This window comes from Kluyvera intermedia, from assembly GCF_034424175.1.
Lineage (GTDB): Bacteria > Pseudomonadota > Gammaproteobacteria > Enterobacterales > Enterobacteriaceae > Kluyvera > Kluyvera intermedia.
Genome location: NZ_CP139986.1, coordinates 1582125 through 1602168, shown reverse-complemented (window position 1 = coordinate 1602168; position 20044 = coordinate 1582125). Strand labels below are relative to the sequence as shown.

Below are 20044 nucleotides of genomic sequence, written 5' to 3'. Positions count from 1 at the left end.
CCGGAAGGCAATTATTAGAACGCGGCGCTCACACCAACATACGGGCCATCAGCCACGGCGTTGTCACGGTTACCGTCTTTACCCGCAAGATTCAGGTAACGATAGCCCGCTTCAATGCTGATAGGACGCATCAGGGTGAAACGCGCACCCGCATTGGCTTCGGTGTAGCTGTCGATGCCGCTGGAGAGTGAATCTGGAGAGTAGTAGTACTCACCAAACAGGCGCAGGCTGTCGCCGATTTTCCACTGCAGACCGCCGCCCACTGCCGCCGCGTAGCCAGAATCACCGTCTTGCGGGTCGGTATAAATGGCTTTACCGCCGACTGTAGCCAGGAATGGCCCCAGCGGAATATTCAGCCCCAGACCCAAGCCTGCAACATCGCCGTCGTCGTCGTTGTGCGTCCAGTTACCGGTTAACGCAAGGCCCGATGTTTCAGTGCCCATACCAAAGCCCAGATTGGTATAATCTTTACCTGCCTGGCCGTTGAAGCTAATTGCACTCGCTGACGCCGAGACAAACATCAAGCCCACGAGGCTAAATAACACGCTCTTCTTCATTTTAATCCTTTCACGCAAATGCAAAAACAACCCAAATAATCCGCTGAATTGTACTGCGATACACGGCGGATTCAATGTGCTAAACGACTAATAACCATTCGGATTGTAACGAATTACGACCAATTCATTCACAATAATGATAATTACTAATTAAGGAATCCAGAATAGATATTATTCATAACGTCTTATGTGCATTAACCCACAATGCAAGCTGGTGACGAGATACCTTGATCCCCGTTCCTTTCATTTCTTCAGGTAATAACAACCAGCGGCAAGGTTGCTGGAAGCCAGCCAGTTTATCCTTCACCCACGCAGACAGTTCAGAAAAATTCAGCGGCGACTCGGCATCAACAACCGCCACCGGTCGCTGACCAAACTCAATATCATCCACTGGAACAATAAAGACCTGTGTGACCGCCGGGTGCCGGGCAATCACTCGCTCCACCTCTTCCGGCTGGATACCTTCACCACCGCTGAAAAAGAGGTTATCAAGACGGCCGATGACCCGTAGGTTACCGTGATGCATCTCTCCGCGATCGCGGGTGGCAAACCAACCTTCATCATTCACCAGCGGTATAAGCGCGCCATTACGCCAGTAACCTGCTGCCATGCTGGTGGCACGCAGCCAGATTTCACCATCAACCAGTCGCAGTTCGCGGCCGGGCAGCGGCGTGCCAACATCATCGCCACCGTTGGATTCGCGCGCGCAGACGGTGGAGGCAAACTCGGTGAGACCGTAGCCACAGAAAGTGCGAATGCCCTGTTGTGCTGCCTGCTCGGTAAGCGCCGCAGGGATCGCCGCACCGCCAAGTAGCACCGCTTTCAGGGTTAACGGTTGGTTATCATTCAGAAGACGCCAGAGCTGCGTCGGCACCAGCGACGCGTGGGAGCAGCCGCTTAACGCTTGTAGCAACGGTTTTTCGCTAATCACCATCTGCCCACCGGCTAACAGCCAGCGCCAGAAAATACCCTGCCCCGAAACATGAAACAGCGGTAGAGACAGCAGCCAGCTGTCGCTTTCGCTAAACGGCATCAGGCTTAATACGCCCTCAGCGCTCGCCAGATGCGCCGCACAGGTGTGTACGGCCGCTTTTGGCAATCCTGTTGAACCAGAGGTAAGCGTCATAGAGGCAAAGCGTTGCGCCTGCCAATCCACGTCGGTATACCCGGTGGTAGCGAAACAGCGCAGCGGTGCGAGGCTGTAGTGCTCGCCGTTCTCCAGATTCAGGATGTGATGCAAGGTTAATCCCGGCAACAGTTCGCAAACCAGCGATGAAGGCAAACGGGGATTCAACGGTAAAATTCGCGCACCGCACTGTAGCAGCGCTAGCCAGGCCAGCACCGCATCAGGTTGGTTACGAGCACAAAGCGCCACGCCGTCACCGACGTTGACGCCCTGCGCCTGAAAACCGGCGGCGAACTGGTCGATACGCTGACAGAGCGTCGACCAACTTAGCGTTTCATCATCGAGACGTAACGCTGGTGCGTCGCCACGTTGCGTACGCCAGTGCCGCCACGGCCAGGTGGCGAACATCACAGCAGCGGCTCCATATCCTCAATCGCACCGCACGGCAGCGCGCTTTCAGGCCAGCAGCGAATGAGCTGTGTCTGCATCAGATTGAGCGTATCCAGGCCGGGTAGCGTTTGCGGCGTCAGCCAGGCGGCAATGCGCGCCAGTTGAGTTAAGCCGAGACTCGACTCCAGCGAGGAGCTAATGACCGCCGTCAGGCCAAGCGCATGCGCGGCAGCCACCTGCTCTTTAACCTGTGCCAGACTACCGGTCAGCGTTGGCTTAATCACCACCGCACGCAGTCCGGGTTCGGCTTCAAAACGAAAATCAGCTTCGCGCAGGCTTTCATCCCAAGCAATCGCAATCCCGGTTTCGCGGGCAAAGGCGCGCGAGTCATCGCGGGTTTTGCACGGTTCTTCAAGGAAAGCGATGCGGGAGCGGTAGTTCGGGTTAACGTATTTGGCGAACTGCTGAGCTTTCAGCGGTGTCCAGGCGCGATTAGCGTCCAGACGTAAGGTCAAGTCAGGGATCGCTTCCAGCAGCAGGTTAACCACCATGCCGTCGCGTACCGCCTCATACAGTCCGACCTTCACTTTGGCCACTTTCTCACCGGACATTTCAGCCAGCTTAACCACCAGTTCATCCGGGTCGCCGGTACACAACGGTGACGCACGATAGTCAGCCGCCAGCGGCAGCTCATCGTTCAACTCCGCCAGCGCACAGCTAACCCCGAAGGCCACGGAAGGAACGTCGGGCAAGGGCGCATTTTCACCCTGCCGCCAGGCCGTCACCCAGGCAAGCAGCGCCGATTGGGCGTCGTCCAGCGTTTCCTGGCTGAATCCCGGCAGGGGGGAGATTTCTCCCCACCCATCACGTTCGCCGTCACGCAAGTAGACGAATAACCCGTCGCGGGTTTTCAGCCGCCGTTCACGCAGAACTACACCCGCGTCCATCGGGATCTGCCAGCGGTAAACCTGCGCACTACGCATTACGGATTCCGTTTGAATTTGCTGAAGTCAGGCTGACGCTTCTGGTTAAACGCGTTGCGCCCTTCCTGGCCTTCTTCGGTCATGTAGAACAGCATGGTGGCATTACCCGCCAGCTCCTGCAGACCCGCCTGACCATCACAGTCGGCGTTCAGTGCCGCTTTCAGGCAGCGCAGCGCCATTGGGCTGTTTTGCAGCATTTCACGACACCAGCGCACGGTCTCTTTTTCCAGATCTGCCAGTGGAACCACGGTGTTAACGAGGCCCATATCCAGCGCGGCTTTGGCGTCGTACTGGCGGCACAGGAACCAGATTTCACGCGCTTTTTTCTGACCGACGATACGCGCCATGTAAGATGCGCCCCAGCCGCCGTCAAATGAGCCGACTTTCGGGCCAGTCTGACCGAAGATGGCATTGTCTGCCGAAATGGTCAGGTCACACATCATGTGCAGCACGTGGCCGCCGCCGATGGAGAAACCCGCCACCATAGCAACAACCGGTTTTGGACAGGTGCGGATCTGGCGCTGGAAATCCAGCACGTTCAGGTGATGAACGCCGCTGTCGTCCTGGTATCCGCCGTAGTCACCGCGAACTTTCTGATCGCCGCCGGCGCAGAAGGCTTTGTCGCCAGCACCGGTTAAGATAATCACGCCGACGTTGTCGTCATAGCGTGCATCATTCATCGCCTGGATCATCTCTTTGACCGTCAGCGGACGGAACGCGTTGCGCACCTGCGGGCGGTTAATGGTAATTTTGGCAATGCCGTCTGCGGATTTTTCATAAAGGATATCGGTAAAACCTTCAGAACAATCGTGCCACTCGGCAGCGGCGTACAGCATAGCTTCATCAGGATAAATCATAACGTGTCCTATTGTCAGAGAGGCAGAATCTGCGCCAGGCAGTCGGCGACGCCCGCGGGATTTTCCCGGTGCGCGTTGTGCCCGGCATCACGAATAATGCGGCAAGGGAGTGAAAGTTCCTCGGCGATAGCCCGAAACTTCAGGTCGTGCTCGCCGCAGAGATAGTCAAAAGAAAAGGTGCGATGGCGCAAGGCAGCGCGCAAATCGTCTTGAACCGCCAGCGAGGTTGCCAGCAGCATGGCCGCTAGCCCGTCGCCGTCGTTGTGCTGGCGAAGAGCCACCAGCGCATCACGCTGGGCCGTCGTCAGGCTGGCAAACACCGGCTGCTGATACCAGGCATGGAAAACATCGGCCAGCGGTTGTTCGGAAAAACGCTGCGCCCATTGCCGATCGTGACACAGGCGCTGTTCACGCTCGACAGCCTGGGTGAGCCCCGGATGACCGCCTTCAACAATCACCCCTGCCAGACCTTCAGGCCGCGCGCAGCAAGCGTAGTGCATAGCAATCCGCCCGCCCAGCGAGTACCCCACCAGCCAGTAATTAAGTATGTTGTAACTAAGCAGCGTAGCCTTAAGGATTTCCGCCATGCCGGCGAAATCAGCCACCCGCTGGGAGGCAGAACCACCGTGGCCGGGAAGATCGACATACAGGCGGTTAGCCAGTGGGAACCGTTCGCCGACCGGCTGCCATTCGCGATGGTCACCGGAAAAACCGTGCAGGAAAACCAGCCACGGTTGCGTTGGGTCCCCTACTTCGGCAACGGCATGCAGGATCATAGCTGGCTGACCTGCGCCAGCAAATGTTGCAGCGTTTGCGCACCGTCAGTGTCGTTCACCACCAACTCGATAACCGTAGTTGCAGGCGTGCGCCAGGCCGTGTTCAGCGCAGACTCCAGCGCTTCCCAGTCCTGCGGCTGCTGATAGCGCAGACCAAACATTTTCGCCGCGTGCTCAAAGTGTACGTTTTGCGGCATCGCGTAGAAACGTTCGCGTTCTTCTACCGGCGTTGGCAGCAGAGAGAAAATCTGCCCGCCGTTGTTATTGACCACAATCAGCACCATCGGTGCAGAGGCCTGACGCAGTAGCGCCAGCGCGTTGAGGTCATACAGCGCCGAAAGATCGCCGACGATAGCCAGCGTCGGGCGCGCGCTGGCACGCTGTACACCTGCCGCCGTTGAAATCAGCCCGTCGATACCGCTGGCCCCACGGTTGCTGTACACCGGATAACCCGCAGGAAGCTGGCCTAAAGCATCAATTAAGCGCACCACCAGGCTGTTACCGACAAACAGCTGGCCTTGTTGCGGCAGATAACGGCGGATGCGGTGCGCCAGCTGCGCCTCGCCAAAGCGTTCGCTTTGCGCAGCCACCGCTTGCCAGGCTTGTTCAGAAAGCGTTGGGATCGCGGTTGTCCACGGCGTACGTTTTTCAGCAGGATGTTGCTCCAGCCAACGTTCAATATTGCAGATCAGTCGACGGCCGCGATGGTGCGCCGGGTCGAGGCGACCAGGCAGGTTGTCGACCAGCCAGTATTCATCAGGCTCACAGGCTAGCTGCCATTGCAGTACCCGCTTGCCGGTTAAGCTGCTGCCGAGTTGCACCACAATCTGCGCTTGCTCAAGCTCAGCGGTCGCCGCCGGGTTCGCGAGCCACAAATCCGCACACGGTAGCGGCTGCCCGGTTTGCGACAACACGTCGCCAATCAGCGGCCAGCCGAGCGTTTTCGCCCATTCAGCGACCTGTTTACCCTCTTCCGCGCTCATCCGCCCGGCAACAATCACGCCGCGCTTTTGCCGCCAGAAGAACCAATCTCGCTGCGCGGCACTTTCCTGATGCAACGATTCGCGCAGCCAGGGTTTGTCACTCTGCCACCAGTCGCCCAGCGCCTGCTGCCAGCCAAGACCGGTTTCGTCCATATCGCCGTACAACGGTTCCGCAAACGGGCAGTTGATGTGAACGCCGCCCGCGTGGAGCGAGCCTAGTGCGTCGTCGACCACCGACACCAGCCAGCGCGCCGGAATATCCTGGCTTGGACGCGGCAATGAGACGGTCTGGGAAGGATGCGAAGCAAACATGCCGGGCTGACGAATCGCCTGATTCGCGCCGCAGTCAATCAGCTCAGGCGGACGGTCGGCGGTAAGCAAAATAATTTTTTCACCGGTAAGGCCCGCTTCAATCAGCGCAGGGTAAAGGTTCGCGACCGCCGTACCGGACGTCACAATCACCGCCACCGGCTGCTGGCTGACTTTCGCCAGCCCCAGGGCCAGATGGCCCAGTCCGCGCTCGTCAAAATGGGTGTGGTGAATAAAGGTGCGATTTTCCGCCGCCGCCAGCGTAAGCGGAGTCGAACGTGACCCCGGCGCAATGCAGATGTGCCGCACGCCGTGACGGGTTAATGCTTCAAGGATCACCGCCGCCCAGCGTCGGTTAAATGCGCTTACTGACATGAAATTGTCCGGTATCAAATATTGCGACTCAGTATAAATACTACGACATAGTAGGATTTTGATATGAATCGATAATGTTCTATTCAGAGAACAGTAATGAGCGCAGTCCCGCCGCTTTGTTTTCGATTTCCTGCCATTCTTGTTCGGGATCGGAACCTTCGACAATCCCCGCGCCCGCGTACAGCCGCAGCGTATTGCCTTCTACCCGCGCCGAACGCAGCGTGACGCAAAATTCGCTCTGCCGCCGGGAAAGGTATCCAGCTGACCCGGCGTACCACTCGCGGTTAAACGGTTCAACGCGGTCGATAAACGCCAGTGCCGACGCTCTGGGTAATCCAGCCACCGCGGCAGTTGGCTGCAATTGCAGCAAGCAGCGGGTGTCATCCGGCGACTCCAGCTCGGCCTGAATACGCCGGCGCAGATGCTGCACCTTGCGCAGCCGTACAATTTCGGCAGGCAGCACGTCCAGCGTCTGCGATAAATCCTGTAGCCGCTGGCAAATATCTTCAACCACCAGGCTATTTTCACGCTGATTTTTATCATCGTTCATCAGCCAGTCACCCAGTCGCTTCGCCTTCTCGTCATCATCGTGCGCAGCCATGGTGCCCGCCAGCGCTTCCGTATCAAGCTGATTTCCGCGTCGCCGCCACAAGCGCTCTGGCGAAGAACCTAAGAACGTTCGCTGGGCATCAAACGCCATAGAAAAATGATAGCAAGAGAAATTCACCCGGCGACTGGCGGCCATCAGCGCACCGGCATCAGGCGCGGTGCTGAAAATGAGATCCGTCGCCCGCGCCAGCACGACTTTGGTGAATTCGCCGTCGCGAATCGCCTGCGTAGCCTGGACTATCGACTGGCACCAGCCTTGTTTGTCGGGACGATGAACTTCGCTATCCTGCTGCAACGTCAATTCAGTGGAGGCATGGCGCACTGAGAGCGCAGCCAGACATTCGCGCGCGCGCTGTGCATCGTCGCGAAGCGAGCTGTCGCTCCACAAATTTAACCGCAGCACCGCTCGGCCAGCTTCGCGTCGCCATTCCAGCCGCGGGAGGAAAAGCTCACCCTGCTGAGGTTCAAAAGCATTCACACCGCAAATACGAATATCATCACGTTCTTGTGTAGCCAGGAAATCGTTCGCCAGCGCCAGCGATGAAAATGTCTGTACTGCACCAAGGGCGGCGAGTTCCTCATGGCCGTTGCGCTGCTGCCAGTAAAACTGCGGCCATATTGTCTGCCCCCCCAGCCAGGCAAGCGAGTCAAAAGCGTCATTTAAGGGGAAGGAGACTTCAATGATTCGCGTGCCGGGCAACGCGGGAAAATCGTCTGCCAGATGCCCTGACAGGCTTTGCAATGCCGCTAAAATGGACTGCACGCGAACCTCCCTATCATAAAAACCACATAGTATACGGGGTACTAAGGGTAAAAAGCAGTACCCACGATTAGGGAGCGAAGGGACAATAAGGCAATAGCGCACTGAAAAACAACGCTATGCCTTTACTATAGACGGGATTGCGGCTCAGGAGCGCTGAATCTCCCGCGCCATCCCAATATGAGGAATGCCATCTTCATCGTACACGTCGGTCACGGTGATAAAACCGAAGTGGGCATAGAAGTCGCGAAGATGCGCCTGGGCCCCCAGATAGACGGCGCGGTCTGGCCAGCGCTGCTGACAACTGTCGAGCGCGCGTTCCATCAGTTGATACCCCAGGCGTTCGCCGCGTACCGCAGGGCTAACAATCACCCGACCAATGGTGACCGGCTCAACCGTCTCATCACTGACCAGAATACGCGCGTAAGCCACAAGCTCATCACCTTTCCACCCAAGAAGATGGCGGTTCTCGCCAACCAGGTCGTCGCCGTCGATATCCAGATAAATACAGGTCTGCTCCACCACGAAGACTTCGCTGCGTAATTTCAGCAGCGCGTAAAGCTCCGGGACGGTGAGTTCAGAATGGTGCAAATCTTGCCAGCGAATCATGGTAGGCTCCTTAAACCTTTTACCGCCAGGGGCGCGGCACTATGCAATTGACGTTTTTAGGCACATCCGCGGGCGTGCCAACCCGAACTCGCAACGTAACAGCAATGTTGTTACAACTGCAACACCCAACCCAGCCGGGACTGTGGCTTTTCGACTGCGGCGAAGGGACGCAGCACCAGTTATTACGTACCGCGTTTCATCCGGGAAAAATCGAGCGCATTTTTATTAGCCACCTGCACGGCGACCATTTGTTCGGTTTGCCGGGGCTTATCTGTAGCCGTTCAATGGCGGGCAATATACAACCGCTGACAATCTACGGGCCACAGGGGCTGAAAGAGTATGTGGAAACCAGCCTGCGTTTAAGCGGTTCGTGGACCGACTTCCCGCTGGAGATCGTAGAGATTCGCGCGGGCAACATTCTTGATGACGGTCTTCGCCAGGTCACTGCTTACCCCTTAGATCACCCCGTGGAGTGTTATGGTTTTCGCGTGGAGGAACATGACAAGCCCGGCGCGCTCGATGCCAAACGGCTGATTGAGGCTGGTGTACCGTTCGGCCCACTGTTCCAGCGTCTGAAAGCCGGTGAGTCGATTACACTTGCAGATGGTCGCACGGTGAACGGCGCCGATTTTTTGGCTCCGGCAACGCCAGGTAAAAAGATTGCCATTTTTGGTGATACCGCTCCCTGCGAGTCGGCGCTAGAAATGGCGCGAGATGTTGATCTGATGGTGCATGAGGCGACGCTTGAGGCGGCGATGGCGGAGAAAGCCAATAGCCGGGGTCACTCCTCCAGCGAGCAAACCGCGCAACTGGCGCAATCGGCCAATGTGAAGCAGTTAATTATCACCCACGTCAGCTCGCGGTATGACGCCGAAGGCTGTCGTCGTCTGTTAGCCGAATGCCGTAGCGTATTCCCGACATGCGAACTGGCGGAAGATTTTTCCACCTTCACGCTGCCATAACGTTTTGCACTTTGGTGCCGATAACTCAGCTATTGCGATTTCGCTTTACCACGCTGAGGGCACCATGGATAACTTCCAGAAAGAGATTGACGACAGGGCTAACCTGACGCTGTCCAACCGTTTCGAGCTACTGCTCTTCCGGCTGGGTGCGGCGTCGCAGAGCGATGCTTCCGAGCTGTACGGCATTAACGTCTTTAAACTGCGGGAAATCGTGCCGATGCCAAGCTTCACCCGCCCTGCCGGAATTAAACCGCCACTAATGGGAATGGTGAATATTCGCGACCAGATTATCCCGGTTATCGACCTCGCCGCCGTCGCGGGCTGTAAGCCGACCAACGGCCTCAATATTCTGCTTATCACCGAGTACGCACGCAGTGTTCAGGCGTTTGCCGTGGAGTCAGTGGAAAACATCACTCGCCTCGACTGGACGCAAATCCATACCGCCGAGAAAGCGGTGAACGGCAAGTACATCACCAGCATCGCCTGCCTTGACGATCATCAGGAGAGCAACAACCTGGCGATGGTTATCGACGTCGAGCAAATCTTGTATGACATCACCCCCGCCAACCACGACCTGCACGCTAAGGAATTGAACCCGCGCAAATTCAATATCAAACCGGGCGCGACAGCAATTGTGGCGGAAGACTCAAAAGTCGCACGCGCGATGCTCGAAAAGGGGCTGAAGGCGATGAATATTCCTGCAATGCTGCACGTCACCGGCAAAGAGGCATGGGAGAAAATTGAACTGCTGGCGCAGGAAGCGGCGAAAGAAGGGGTTCCGGTGAGCGATAAAATCGCACTGGTGCTGACCGACCTTGAAATGCCGGAGATGGACGGTTTTACCCTCACCCGCAAGATCAAAACCGATCCACGCCTGAAGAATATTCCGGTGGTGATCCACTCGTCGCTGTCGGGCAATGCTAACGAGGATCATATCCGTAAAGTGAACGCTGACGGCTATGTGGCGAAATTTGAAATTAACGAGCTGGCGTCGGTGATCGAGCAGGTGCTGAATAAGGCAAGCGGTAGAGGGGAAAATCCGCTGCACGCGGTGAGATAAACGGCTGCGAAATTTCACTACACAATGCACAAAACAGGTTTAAAAATTCCGTCGATGATACCTACCGGCGGATTTCGCATTTATAGCTAACATGTTATCACCGGATAATATAAATCTTCCGATGCGGAAGCCATAATATCGTCACCGACATCCGGAAATCAGGTGACATATATATTTGCGGCCATCGGCCCGCTAAGGCTGTTGATACGACAAAACTCGACACGGATCCCAGGGAGGAGTGATTCTGATTCACTGGTATTGAAAGCTGAAATGTGGAGCAGAACGTCTTTTCGACCGTCTGATGGAGTGATGAGGCCTTTACCACTGTGGATGTCAAAGCTTTTGACAATTCCTGTCATTTTACGAGACAAATAGATTCCTTGTTAAAAACACGCAACAAGTATACGCCGAATTAAATTTAAAGCGAATTTTAAGTTATTACTCTTGGCAGGACCTCTGGATGGCTAAAATAAAGTTTGCTAATGCATGCCATTCGTGCTTAATTAACCTGTTAGTTCGATGCATAAACGAACGTAAAAATCACTAAATCGCCCTCATAACCAGACGTTATCGCTGATACCCTCTCCCTTTGAGCCAATACGTTTAATACGTTCTATTTATTATCATTTTAATAACGCTCAACAGGAGACAATATGTCCTTAAGAATGCAAGGGTTGGTGAAGTGGTTTAACGAAGATAAAGGTTTTGGTTTCATCTCTCCACTTGATGGAAGCAAAGATGTGTCCGTAAACAGTTCTGCTCTTCAGGGTGATGGTTTCAATACACTTTTTGAGGGACAGAAGGTTGAATTCGCTATCCTGAACGGTGACAAACGCCCCGCAGCAGCCAGCGTAATCCTTTGCGATAAATAAATCGTTATGGTTTGCGTTATCTGAGTGACTAACAGCTTATAGATGCCAGTGAGCACTTGCCTTTAAGCTGTCGTTCAAATCATCATATGCGTGACTGAGATGAATTTGCATCAGTCGAAATTTATTGCCAAATGAGTCGGTTTTGAAAATTATCCTGATCATCTGGCAAAGGCGAGATTGTTAGGTTCGCTGTGTTGATTTGAATAAAGAACTGCAATAAGGGCAGACAAGTTGAGCCCCTTTTTGGACGCGGCTAAAGCTATGTTCAGAATCTTTTGAACAGTTAGGGCATGGGCATTTAACTAAGTAATTGCGGCGGGTTTGTGAGTTTTTACGATCTGACATAGGCATCTCCTGATTTAAGGGACTGTCACCATACACGTTTAATCAGGGCATTGCTCACTTTTATTCACCGTAAACTGACATAAATGTAAAAATTGAAGAATACAAGGCTTTTTGGATGAGAATCCAAAATCGCCATCATTAAAAAGGTAAATAATATTATTTTAATCAATCATTTCAGATGCCCATGTTGCCATGGATCTCAGTACCGAACTTCAATCTTTGATGTTTCAGAGAAAAACCCTTCAGGCGCAAAGTGCATTTTCTGTAAGTCAATCATGTCATTTGATGGCGCTAATACCATAAAAGAGAATACATTAGCACCACAGCCTAATTAGTTTTATTTTGAACATAAAAGGAGTGATAGCGGTGGGATTAGGGAAACAAAATAGTGGGCTAAGTGATCGACGACATGAACATTTAGCCGGTAAAATTGACATAATAAAAAACCCGCACATGGCGGGTTAATTTTATTATCAGTAACAATTATCTGCTCAGGCAATAGCCATCATCGCTTTTGTAAACATCACTGATAATTGGCACGACTTACAGCGGAGAAACGTTACCCGCTGCTGGGCCTTTAGCGCCGCTTTCGATGGTGAAGGAGACTTTCTGACCTTCATCAAGAGTTTTGAAGTTGTCACTCTGGATTGCAGAGAAATGTACGAATACATCTTTGCTGCCGTCGTCAGGAGTAATGAAGCCAAAACCTTTATCTGCGTTAAACCATTTTACTAAACCAGTCATTTTATTAGACATAGATAATTCCTTAATTAATGAGTCACTCAAGGTGACGATGATGGCCTGTATTTCGAGTGACTTATTTGGCACTTAGAAGAGGACTCATGAATAAGGGTATCGATGGATAACGCTTGAACTGAGGACTGCTTTACTAAAACTGCTTTCATAAGGTCTGAATTTCAAACCGATGACGTCATTAAGACATAGCGAAATTGTTTTAGCAACGATTATATTTTTTATTTTAACCACTTACACACCCGGATGGCTATATGTCCGTTGATTTGCTCAATGATAAAGCCAAATAGTCATTTCAGAAAATGTTCGCTATCTTCAGGTAACAACTGGAAATCTGTTAACGCTCTGGTACACCTGAAAAGGTGTGCCAGAGGTGAGTTACGGTATCCATTAAGACATCATCTAATGCACTTCCCTTTACATCCCCCCCCCCCTCTTCCAGCCTACAAAAACTCACAACCCGCGCACGCCCCCGCTCTTTAACGCGATAGAGCGCCACCCTGTCGGCGTGCGTAAAATCACTCATCCGGTTACTTCCAAGCCAATCTGACCGGACTGCACTGGCATACCATTAAAAATATTGATTGCCGGAGACTACAACGGGAGGTTCGTGAGCCGCAACGGCATAACCTGCACCATCTGATCAAGGTGATAAGACGAATGGCATATGGCTACCGGGATAACGACTACTTCTTCCTGAAGATAAAAGCAGCGTTCCCCGGTACGGCGCGATGAACCTTAAAAAAGCTGATCTTTTTTGCCACATCGATGGAGGCTTTTTGCTTCCCCGCAGTATTTATTTCCTCCATCCTTGAGAAATCTATTATTCTTAATTAATCATCCTGGCCCTTCACTCCTACTCGAGGTAGTTGATTATGACCCAACGAGATAACAATCAGGACCCCGCATCAAAAAGTGGCAAAAAGCCTCCTCGCCCCTACCAGGCCTATATTATTGCGGCAATTGTTATTGTCATCGGTATATTTTATTTAGCGATGTATTGGTAATCTGCCTTCAAACAGCCGTGATATTAAAGCGCGCCGCCTGATGAAAATATTTATCGGGCGGCGCGTTAAATTTAACCGTTCACGATAACGCCACCGTTAATATGCAGGGTTTGCCCCGACATATAAGAAGAGTCATTACAGCCTAAATAAACGTAGGCCGGGGCGAGTTCACTGGGTTGCCCGGGACGTTTCATCGGCGTATTTTCACCAAATTTTTTCACTTCCTTCGCGCTGAACGTCGAGGGAATTAAGGGTGTCCAGATTGGCCCGGGGGCGACTGCATTCACCCGAATATTGCGCTCGCTGAGTTTTAAAGCCAGAGAGCGGGTGAAGGAAACAATCGCCCCTTTTGTCGACGAATAATCAATTAATGTCGGATTACCATGATAGGCAGTCACAGAGGTGGTATTAATAATGGCACCCTCCGCAGGGAGATACTTTAAGGCTTCTAGCGATAGCATAACCATACTGAAAAAATTGGTCTGAAATGTTTTCTCCAACTGTTGCTCGGTGAGCATTTCCGGTTCATCAACCGGATGCTGCTCCCCGGCATTGTTGACAAGAATATCCAGCTTGCCAAACGTCTCTACAGTTTTGCCAACGGCTTCCTGGATAAATTGCTTATCACGTAAGTCGCCGCGCAGTAACAATATTTCAGCGCCATAATGGGCCGCGATACGTTGCGTTTCTCGGGCATCCTGATCCTCATCTAAATAGACAATCGCTACTTTTGCCCCTTCTTTAACATAAGCGATAACCACCGCGCGGCCGATACCGCTGTCACCGCCGGTCACAAGAGCAACTTTTCCAGCCAGTTTGTCGCTGGCGCGGTATGAGGGATCGTCGTATAACGGCGGTGGAACCATATCTTTTTCCAATCCAGGCTGTCGCGATTGTTGTTGGGCAGGTTGTGATGTCGATGCCATGATTCCTCCAGATTGACAGGGGTAGATTGAGGTGCTGCGCCTGAGACAGCAGCACCTTTAACGTTATGCTGGTATCGATGCCGCTTTGTCGCTACGGCTCCAGACTCTATGCGCACTCAGTGCGGTAAAGAATTTGGTCATCATGCCGCTAGTGATAGCCTTGTCCTCAATAACGCCATCCTCAGCGCCGTCAGCCTGCCACAGTGCTTTTAGCTCGCGGGAATCGCCGCTTAGGCCAATGACCTTTAAATGTCGATAGGCCTCGAGCAGGTAATGCTTTGCCTCACCGCTTTTTGATAACGTTGGGCCGACACCGGCTGGCAAGATCACTGCATCGAGAGTAATCGATGGGGTTCCCGCAAAAGTGGCATCAATCGCCAGGGTTGAACCATCGCTGGCAGTAATATTACCGAGCTTCTGCGCCAACAGTTTCGGATGTACGCCCTTCTTTTTCAGCGCTTTTAGGGTCGTTAACACGTCAGAGGCATTGACGTTGTCAGCCAGCAATATGGCAACGATACGCCCCTTAATCTCGCCTCCGGGCTGCGCATACAGACTTAACGTCAGGTCACGTTCAAGTCCATTGACGGGTTTAGGTGGACTAACGTTACGCTGCTCGGCAGTCAGGGTAATGCCAAGTTGGTCCGCCACTTTTTGTGCAAGCGTCGTATCAATTCGCGTGAGGTGTTCGACTACGCGTTCCCGGATATAGGCACGAGCAACTTTCCCTAATTCGAACGAGAAGGCATCAATAATATGCTGTTGCTCAACCGGGGTCTGGCTTGACCAGAAAAGCCGCGGTTGCGAATAATATTCAAGGAAGGAAGGGCTACGTTCGCGCACTTTGCTGGCATCAACACGTTCAGCATGGCTGGAAAAACCGTCGTTCCCTGGCATTCCCTGCGTTTCTCGCGGCCAGTTATTACTGATGGAGTTTGGACTGTAGTTTGCCGGGTTAGTATTAATCTCCATACGGTGCATGCCGTCACGCTGGAGATTATGGTAAGGGCATACCGGACGGTTAATCGGAATTTCATGGAAATTAGGCCCGCCAAGGCGGCTAATTTGGGTATCGGTGTAGGAGAAAAGTCGCCCCTGTAATAACGGGTCATTCGAAAAATCGATACCGGGAACAATATGTCCAGGGTGAAACGCCACCTGCTCGGTTTCGGCAAAGAAATTATCAGGATTACGGTTTAATACCATTTTGCCGACAAGCTGCACCGGGACTAACTCTTCTGGAATAAGCTTGGTGGCATCGAGTATATCGAAGTCGAATTTAAATTCGTCTTCTTCAGGAATCAGCTGTAACCCCAGTTCATACTCCGGATAATCACCGGCTTCGATGGCTTCCCAGAGATCGCGACGATGGAAATCGGCGTCTTTACCCGCCAGTTTTTGTGCTTCGTCCCACAATAAGGATGCCTTTCCTGCCACCGGCTTCCAATGGAAGCGAACAAAGGTGCTTTTGCCCTTGGCGTTAATCAGGCGGAAAGTATGGATACCAAAGCCTTCCATCGTGCGGTAGCTACGCGGAATACCGCGATCGGACATAGCCCATATCACGTTATGTAGCGTTTCAGGCTGTAAAGAGACGTAATCCCAAAAACTATCATGGGCGCTAGCGCCCTGAGGAATTTCATTATGTGGCTCGGGTTTTACCGCATGAACAAAATCCGGGAATTTCATGGCGTCCTGAATAAAGAAGACGGGAGTGTTATTACCCACGAGGTCGAAAACACCCTGTTGGGTGTAGAATTTTGTCGCCCAGCCGCGAATGTCGCGAACGGTATCAGCCGACCCTCTCGATCCTTGTACCGTGGAGAAACGAACAAACACAGGGGTCTGCACGCCCGGATGTTGCAAGAAGTCCGCCTTGGTAATATCAGCCAGGCTCTTATATAACTCGAAATACCCATGGGCTGCCGAACCACGGGCATGAACGATACGCTCGGGGATCCGCTCATGATCAAAATGCGTAATTTTCTCACGCATAATGAAGTCTTCCAGCAGCGTCGGCCCTCGGCTACCCATTTTTAACGAGTTTTGGTCGTCTGCGATTTTGGTTCCCTGATTGGTGGTAAGAGACCGCTTATCATCGTGTTTTCGATGCGCTTCCAGTTGCTGGATTTTGTCGTTACTCTTAGCGCCGTCTTTTAAGCTTCCAGGGGCGGTTGGCTGTTTTCCGGGAGGTGTAGGGGCACTATCAGGAAGATGTGAATTATCGGCAGGAGCCGTATCGCTTAGGTGTAGCGAATCGTCGGGGGAAACTGAATTTCCATTTACTAATAAGTGGCTTGTATCAGCATCCTTTAATGGTGTATTTTTCTTTTTCATAACATTGCCTCAGCGCCAGTTTTAAAAAACAACAAATTAATAATGAACCTTAAATCGTAGTCGGTAATTCTTAATTTAGCCACCGACCTTCCACTCAACTGATAGCTTTAGGAAATTACCATTATTAAATCAGAGAAATAGAAACCGAGTTGATTCCCTCTAACCAACAACCTCAACCCAATGTTAATTATGATTTTAAACACTCAGAACTCAGACTTGTAAAGCCTTAAATTGCAGCTATAATTTTATAATTCGCGGTCAGTTTAACTGTTAGTCTTTTCATCAATATCTTGATCTATTCCCCCTCACTTAATATCTTCAACCCTAAACCATGGGCTAATTGCAGTCACCATCATCTTTTTTTCAGAACGCATCTGACTTACCGTCACTAAAAATATTTTTACCTACATTCGCTGCATTCGGGTTCCATCACAACAAGGTTAACCTATGAACGATATTCCCTTTACTGCATCAGCCACACCTAGCCTGGGGATTGAACTCGAGCTACAATTGATTAATCTCATTGACGGGCATCTCTCTGATAAAAGTCTGGAAATTATTCCGCTGTGCAACGATGACTCCCATATTAAAAAGGAGTTAACGTTATCAACAATTGAGCTGAACTCCTCGGTACATGACACACCGTTTACTCTGTATGAAGAAATAAATACGCTTGCGCGAAAAGTCGCGACTATTGCGGCGGATAAACAATGCGGGTTATGCGGAGGAGGAAGACATTTTAGCAATATCTGGAAAAACCAAACCATCACCCCCAGCAAACGTTATGCTGAGCTTCACGAGTTGCAGGGATTTCTCGCTAAGCTGTCCTGTGTTTTCGGTCAGCATATTCATGTCGGCGTCGGCTCAGGCAATGATGCCATTTATCTTTGTCATGCCTTAATTCCCTATTTGCCACATTTTATCGCACTCAGCGCATCCTCACCTTACTACCAGTCTGAAGATACCGGCTTCGACAGCTCCCGCTTTAGCGCCCTCAACTCTTTCCATACCTTTGGCCAGATTGAGCGCGATATCGATAACTGGCACAAGTTTATAGGTTATGTAGAAGAGTGTACTGAGCTTGGGGTGATCAGGAGCCAAAAAGATATTTATTGGGAAGTCAGACCAAAACCTGAACTCGGGACGGTAGAAATTCGCGTTTGCGACACCCCGCTTACGCTTTTTCATGCAGCCATGTTAGGGGGCTACGCGCAACTGTTAGTGAAATATTTACTCAAAAATAGGGTACCTATTGCCCAAGCACGTAATGCGGTAACCCATGCCAATGCTTTCTACGCCCAGCGATACGGTTTTGAAGCCTTATATATTGATATCAATAAGCGCATACGCATTCCATTAACTGAACATATTCAAGATATGTTCAGTACTCTGGAAAATGGAGCCAATGTTGAAGAGAAAAAGGTGCTGAGCTATCTCTCCTCTTACGTGCAGCACGGGGTGAACGATGCATCCCGGTTGCGGGAAAAGGTGCAAAGCGGAATGAGTGAGCTAGAGGTCATCAGCGATTTGATGGAAATGTTGTTACCGACTGCGCATATTACGCACAGCCCCTCATAAAGGGGGCTGTTCCAGCATGCCAAAACTCACAACCCGCGCGCGCCCCAGTTCTTTTGCACGATACAGCGCCACGTCCGCTGCACGCAACAGATTGTCGCTCTGGACATGCTCTGGATAACTCGCCACGCCAATAGACACATCAACATGGCCAATATCTGACACCCCAAAATGCAGCGACATATCGCGCACACCGTTTAAAATATCCGTCGCGATACGATTTGCGGCCTCTTCATCCATGCCGTTAAGCAGCACCAGAAACTCTTCACCACCGTAGCGGAAAGCCATGCCGCTTTTGTGTACCACACGCTGGATGATGGCGGCGACGCTCTTAATCACCCCATCCCCCGCTTCATGACCAAAAGTGTCGTTAATACTTTTAAAGTGGTCGATATCTATCATCAGACAGCTAAGCGGCTCCTTGTTGCGCATCGCCTGGTTCATCTGGTTGCTCAGGGTGTCTTCCAGATGATGACGATTACGTAAACCGGTCAGCGGATCATAGAGCGCTTTTTCCAGCAACGCCTCACGCAGGCGCTGATTGGCTAATGCCAGGCCTAGCGCTTCAGCCATCAGCTCCAGATAGGCGCGAGAAGGCGCCGTTTCATGATTAAGATTCTGGAATGAGAGCAGGCCAATGGCTTCTCCCTGAGCGATCAGCGGAACACACAAGGTCTCATTCTCAGACGATTGCGGCAAATGATAGCAGGCAATATCCGGCTCACCGTTGACCGGTGGATGGCTCTGCCCGCGCCGTACCGCCCAGCATTCATCAGGATGGAATGGCTCAGCGCTACCCTGAGGGGAAAGCCATTGGGCGACACAGCGCATCTGCCAGGGCTCGCGGTCCAGGATATACAACCGTCCAGCGATACCCGGGGCAATATTGGGTGCAAAAAGCTCGGCGACGTTAACCACATCAGCAAAATTCTCACAGCCCTGCAAACGCTGGGTCATGCGTGCCAGCAACTCACGTATTGCCCAGTTGGCGTCGCGTTCTCTCTCAAGCTGCTGTCGTACCAGACCATTTTCGCGAAAAATGCGGATCGCCTGAGCCATATCGCCAATTTCATCAATCTGGTTAAAGTTGGGCGTTTCGACCGCGTAATCTTGCGAGGCCAGGCGGTGGACCACGTCGCTCAGCCGCACCACCGGACGCAATACGCGGTGTTTTAAAATAAAACCGAGTACGAATAAAAACAGCAGCGCCGTCAGCCCGACCATCACTTCGGACAAGGTTCGCAGGGTACGGGACATCTCAGTCGCATCTACAATGGCGTCCCGTGCTCGGTTATCCAGCATCTTGCGAAAATGGTCTATGCGATCCTGCGCTTGTTCGAGTTGCTGTTCATAAATCTTACCGTACAGCAGCGAGACAGCCTGTTTTTCTTCACCATTGGCAACACTGTTAAGCGCCGTCTGCTGTTCATCCTGTAACGCATCAACAATTTGCAGCCCTTCGTGCAGCAGCGCCAGCTCTTCCCCCGTCGCCCCCGTATCTTTTAGCACTGACAATCGATGCTCGATATCTTTGAGTGCCGACTCTTTCTGACTATAGGTATCGAGGATATCCGGGTCTTGACCGATAACGTACAGGCGTGCCAAATCGGACAGCGACCAGGCATCCATTTCCACTTCTTCTGTCAACTGGTCGAAAATCTGCCGCTGTTCTACCGCCCGTCGTTCACTATTATCGGCGTTGGACGCCATCAGCATGACGATACCAGAAGCAATGGTGAGACAAACCGTCGCGCAGTAGGCCCAGTTTGTGATTGTGGCAATTCGCACCTGTTAATTCCTTCTACAGCAAAAAAATGAAGCCTGATTAAATTATAGAAAACGCCTGATTTTGCGTGAAAAAAAAGGCGACCGA

At 52.1% G+C, this 20044-nt stretch carries 18 protein-coding genes and 1 pseudogene; 5 read left to right on the top strand and 14 right to left on the bottom strand.

Annotated features, from left to right (window positions below):
• Positions 1–14: 14 nt before the first annotated feature.
• The 8 genes from U0026_RS07735 to U0026_RS07700 form a co-directional block, all read right to left on the bottom strand.
• Positions 15–557, bottom strand: coding sequence for a YfaZ family outer membrane protein (locus U0026_RS07735; protein WP_062772514.1), 543 nt, complete (start codon positions 555–557; stop codon positions 15–17).
• A 175-nt stretch (positions 558–732) separates the two neighbouring features.
• Complete coding sequence (menE, locus tag U0026_RS07730) at positions 733–2094, bottom strand: o-succinylbenzoate--CoA ligase (RefSeq protein WP_062772517.1); 1362 nt, start codon at positions 2092–2094, stop codon at positions 733–735.
• Positions 2091–3056 carry an o-succinylbenzoate synthase gene (menC, locus tag U0026_RS07725; RefSeq protein WP_062772520.1) on the bottom strand — a complete coding sequence of 322 codons (966 nt, stop codon included), beginning with the start codon at positions 3054–3056 and terminating at the stop codon, positions 2091–2093. Before menC ends, menE begins: the two co-directional genes overlap by 4 nt.
• The gene (menB, locus tag U0026_RS07720; RefSeq protein WP_062772523.1) at positions 3056–3913 is read right to left on the bottom strand and encodes a 1,4-dihydroxy-2-naphthoyl-CoA synthase; all 858 of its coding nucleotides are present in this window, start codon (positions 3911–3913) and stop codon (positions 3056–3058) included. Before menB ends, menC begins: the two co-directional genes overlap by 1 nt.
• A gap of 14 nt (positions 3914–3927) precedes the next feature.
• Entirely contained in the window at positions 3928–4689 is a 762-nt protein-coding gene (gene menH / locus U0026_RS07715; RefSeq protein WP_062772525.1) for a 2-succinyl-6-hydroxy-2,4-cyclohexadiene-1-carboxylate synthase, read from the bottom strand.
• Positions 4686–6356 (bottom strand): 2-succinyl-5-enolpyruvyl-6-hydroxy-3-cyclohexene-1-carboxylic-acid synthase, encoded by a 1671-nt coding sequence (gene menD, locus U0026_RS07710; protein WP_062772527.1) that lies wholly within the window; start codon positions 6354–6356, stop codon positions 4686–4688. The genes menH and menD overlap by 4 nt, the downstream gene beginning before the upstream one ends.
• Positions 6357–6435: 79 nt before the next feature.
• Complete coding sequence (menF, locus tag U0026_RS07705; protein WP_062772530.1) at positions 6436–7728, bottom strand: isochorismate synthase MenF; 1293 nt, start codon at positions 7726–7728, stop codon at positions 6436–6438.
• 144 nt (positions 7729–7872) lie between these two features.
• Positions 7873–8334, bottom strand: coding sequence for a GNAT family N-acetyltransferase (locus tag U0026_RS07700; protein WP_062772533.1), 462 nt, complete (start codon positions 8332–8334; stop codon positions 7873–7875).
• 41 nt (positions 8335–8375) lie between these two features.
• On the opposite strand from U0026_RS07700, the gene rbn reads away from it, so the two are divergent.
• Both rbn and U0026_RS07690 read left to right on the top strand, forming a co-directional pair.
• Complete coding sequence (rbn, locus tag U0026_RS07695) at positions 8376–9296, top strand: ribonuclease BN (RefSeq protein WP_062772536.1); 921 nt, start codon at positions 8376–8378, stop codon at positions 9294–9296.
• 64 nt (positions 9297–9360) lie between these two features.
• Entirely contained in the window at positions 9361–10356 is a 996-nt protein-coding gene (locus U0026_RS07690) for a chemotaxis protein (RefSeq protein WP_062772806.1), read from the top strand.
• Positions 10357–10514: 158 nt separating this feature from the next.
• On the opposite strand, the gene cspF is transcribed toward U0026_RS07690, so the two are convergent.
• Positions 10515–10727 carry a cold shock-like protein CspF gene (cspF, locus tag U0026_RS07685; RefSeq protein WP_073971075.1) on the bottom strand — a complete coding sequence of 71 codons (213 nt, stop codon included), beginning with the start codon at positions 10725–10727 and terminating at the stop codon, positions 10515–10517.
• Between the two features lie 282 nt (positions 10728–11009).
• Between cspF and U0026_RS07680 the strand changes: the two genes are divergently transcribed.
• Positions 11010–11228, top strand: a complete 219-nt coding sequence (locus U0026_RS07680; RefSeq protein WP_062772539.1) for a cold shock domain-containing protein — start codon at positions 11010–11012, stop codon at positions 11226–11228.
• A 180-nt stretch (positions 11229–11408) separates the two neighbouring features.
• Here U0026_RS07680 and U0026_RS07675 read toward each other — a convergent pair whose 3' ends face one another.
• The gene (locus U0026_RS07675) at positions 11409–11573 is read right to left on the bottom strand and encodes a YnfU family zinc-binding protein (RefSeq protein ID WP_218017070.1); all 165 of its coding nucleotides are present in this window, start codon (positions 11571–11573) and stop codon (positions 11409–11411) included.
• 155 nt (positions 11574–11728) lie between these two features.
• Between U0026_RS07675 and ymcF the strand changes: the two genes are divergently transcribed.
• Positions 11729–11908 carry a cold shock small protein YmcF gene (gene ymcF / locus U0026_RS07670; protein WP_073971077.1) on the top strand — a complete coding sequence of 60 codons (180 nt, stop codon included), beginning with the start codon at positions 11729–11731 and terminating at the stop codon, positions 11906–11908.
• A gap of 208 nt (positions 11909–12116) precedes the next feature.
• Here the strand turns inward: ymcF and cspE are convergent, their stop codons facing one another.
• The 3 genes and pseudogenes from cspE to katE all read right to left on the bottom strand — a co-directional run.
• The gene (gene cspE, locus U0026_RS07665; RefSeq protein WP_062772542.1) at positions 12117–12329 is read right to left on the bottom strand and encodes a transcription antiterminator/RNA stability regulator CspE; all 213 of its coding nucleotides are present in this window, start codon (positions 12327–12329) and stop codon (positions 12117–12119) included.
• 1075 nt (positions 12330–13404) lie between these two features.
• Positions 13405–14211: an SDR family oxidoreductase gene (locus U0026_RS07660; protein ID WP_327030574.1), complete on the bottom strand. Its 807-nt coding sequence runs from the start codon at positions 14209–14211 to the stop codon at positions 13405–13407.
• 111 nt (positions 14212–14322) lie between these two features.
• Positions 14323–16506: pseudogene (katE, locus tag U0026_RS07655) on the bottom strand (catalase HPII); the annotation flags it as partial.
• Between the two features lie 537 nt (positions 16507–17043).
• Here katE and U0026_RS07650 point away from each other — a divergent pair.
• The gene (locus tag U0026_RS07650; protein WP_062772550.1) at positions 17044–18174 is read left to right on the top strand and encodes a YbdK family carboxylate-amine ligase; all 1131 of its coding nucleotides are present in this window, start codon (positions 17044–17046) and stop codon (positions 18172–18174) included.
• On the opposite strand, the gene U0026_RS07645 is transcribed toward U0026_RS07650, so the two are convergent.
• Positions 18169–19959, bottom strand: a complete 1791-nt coding sequence (locus U0026_RS07645) for a sensor domain-containing diguanylate cyclase (RefSeq protein WP_062772553.1) — start codon at positions 19957–19959, stop codon at positions 18169–18171. The genes U0026_RS07650 and U0026_RS07645 overlap by 6 nt on opposite strands.
• Positions 19960–20044: the final 85 nt, after the last annotated feature.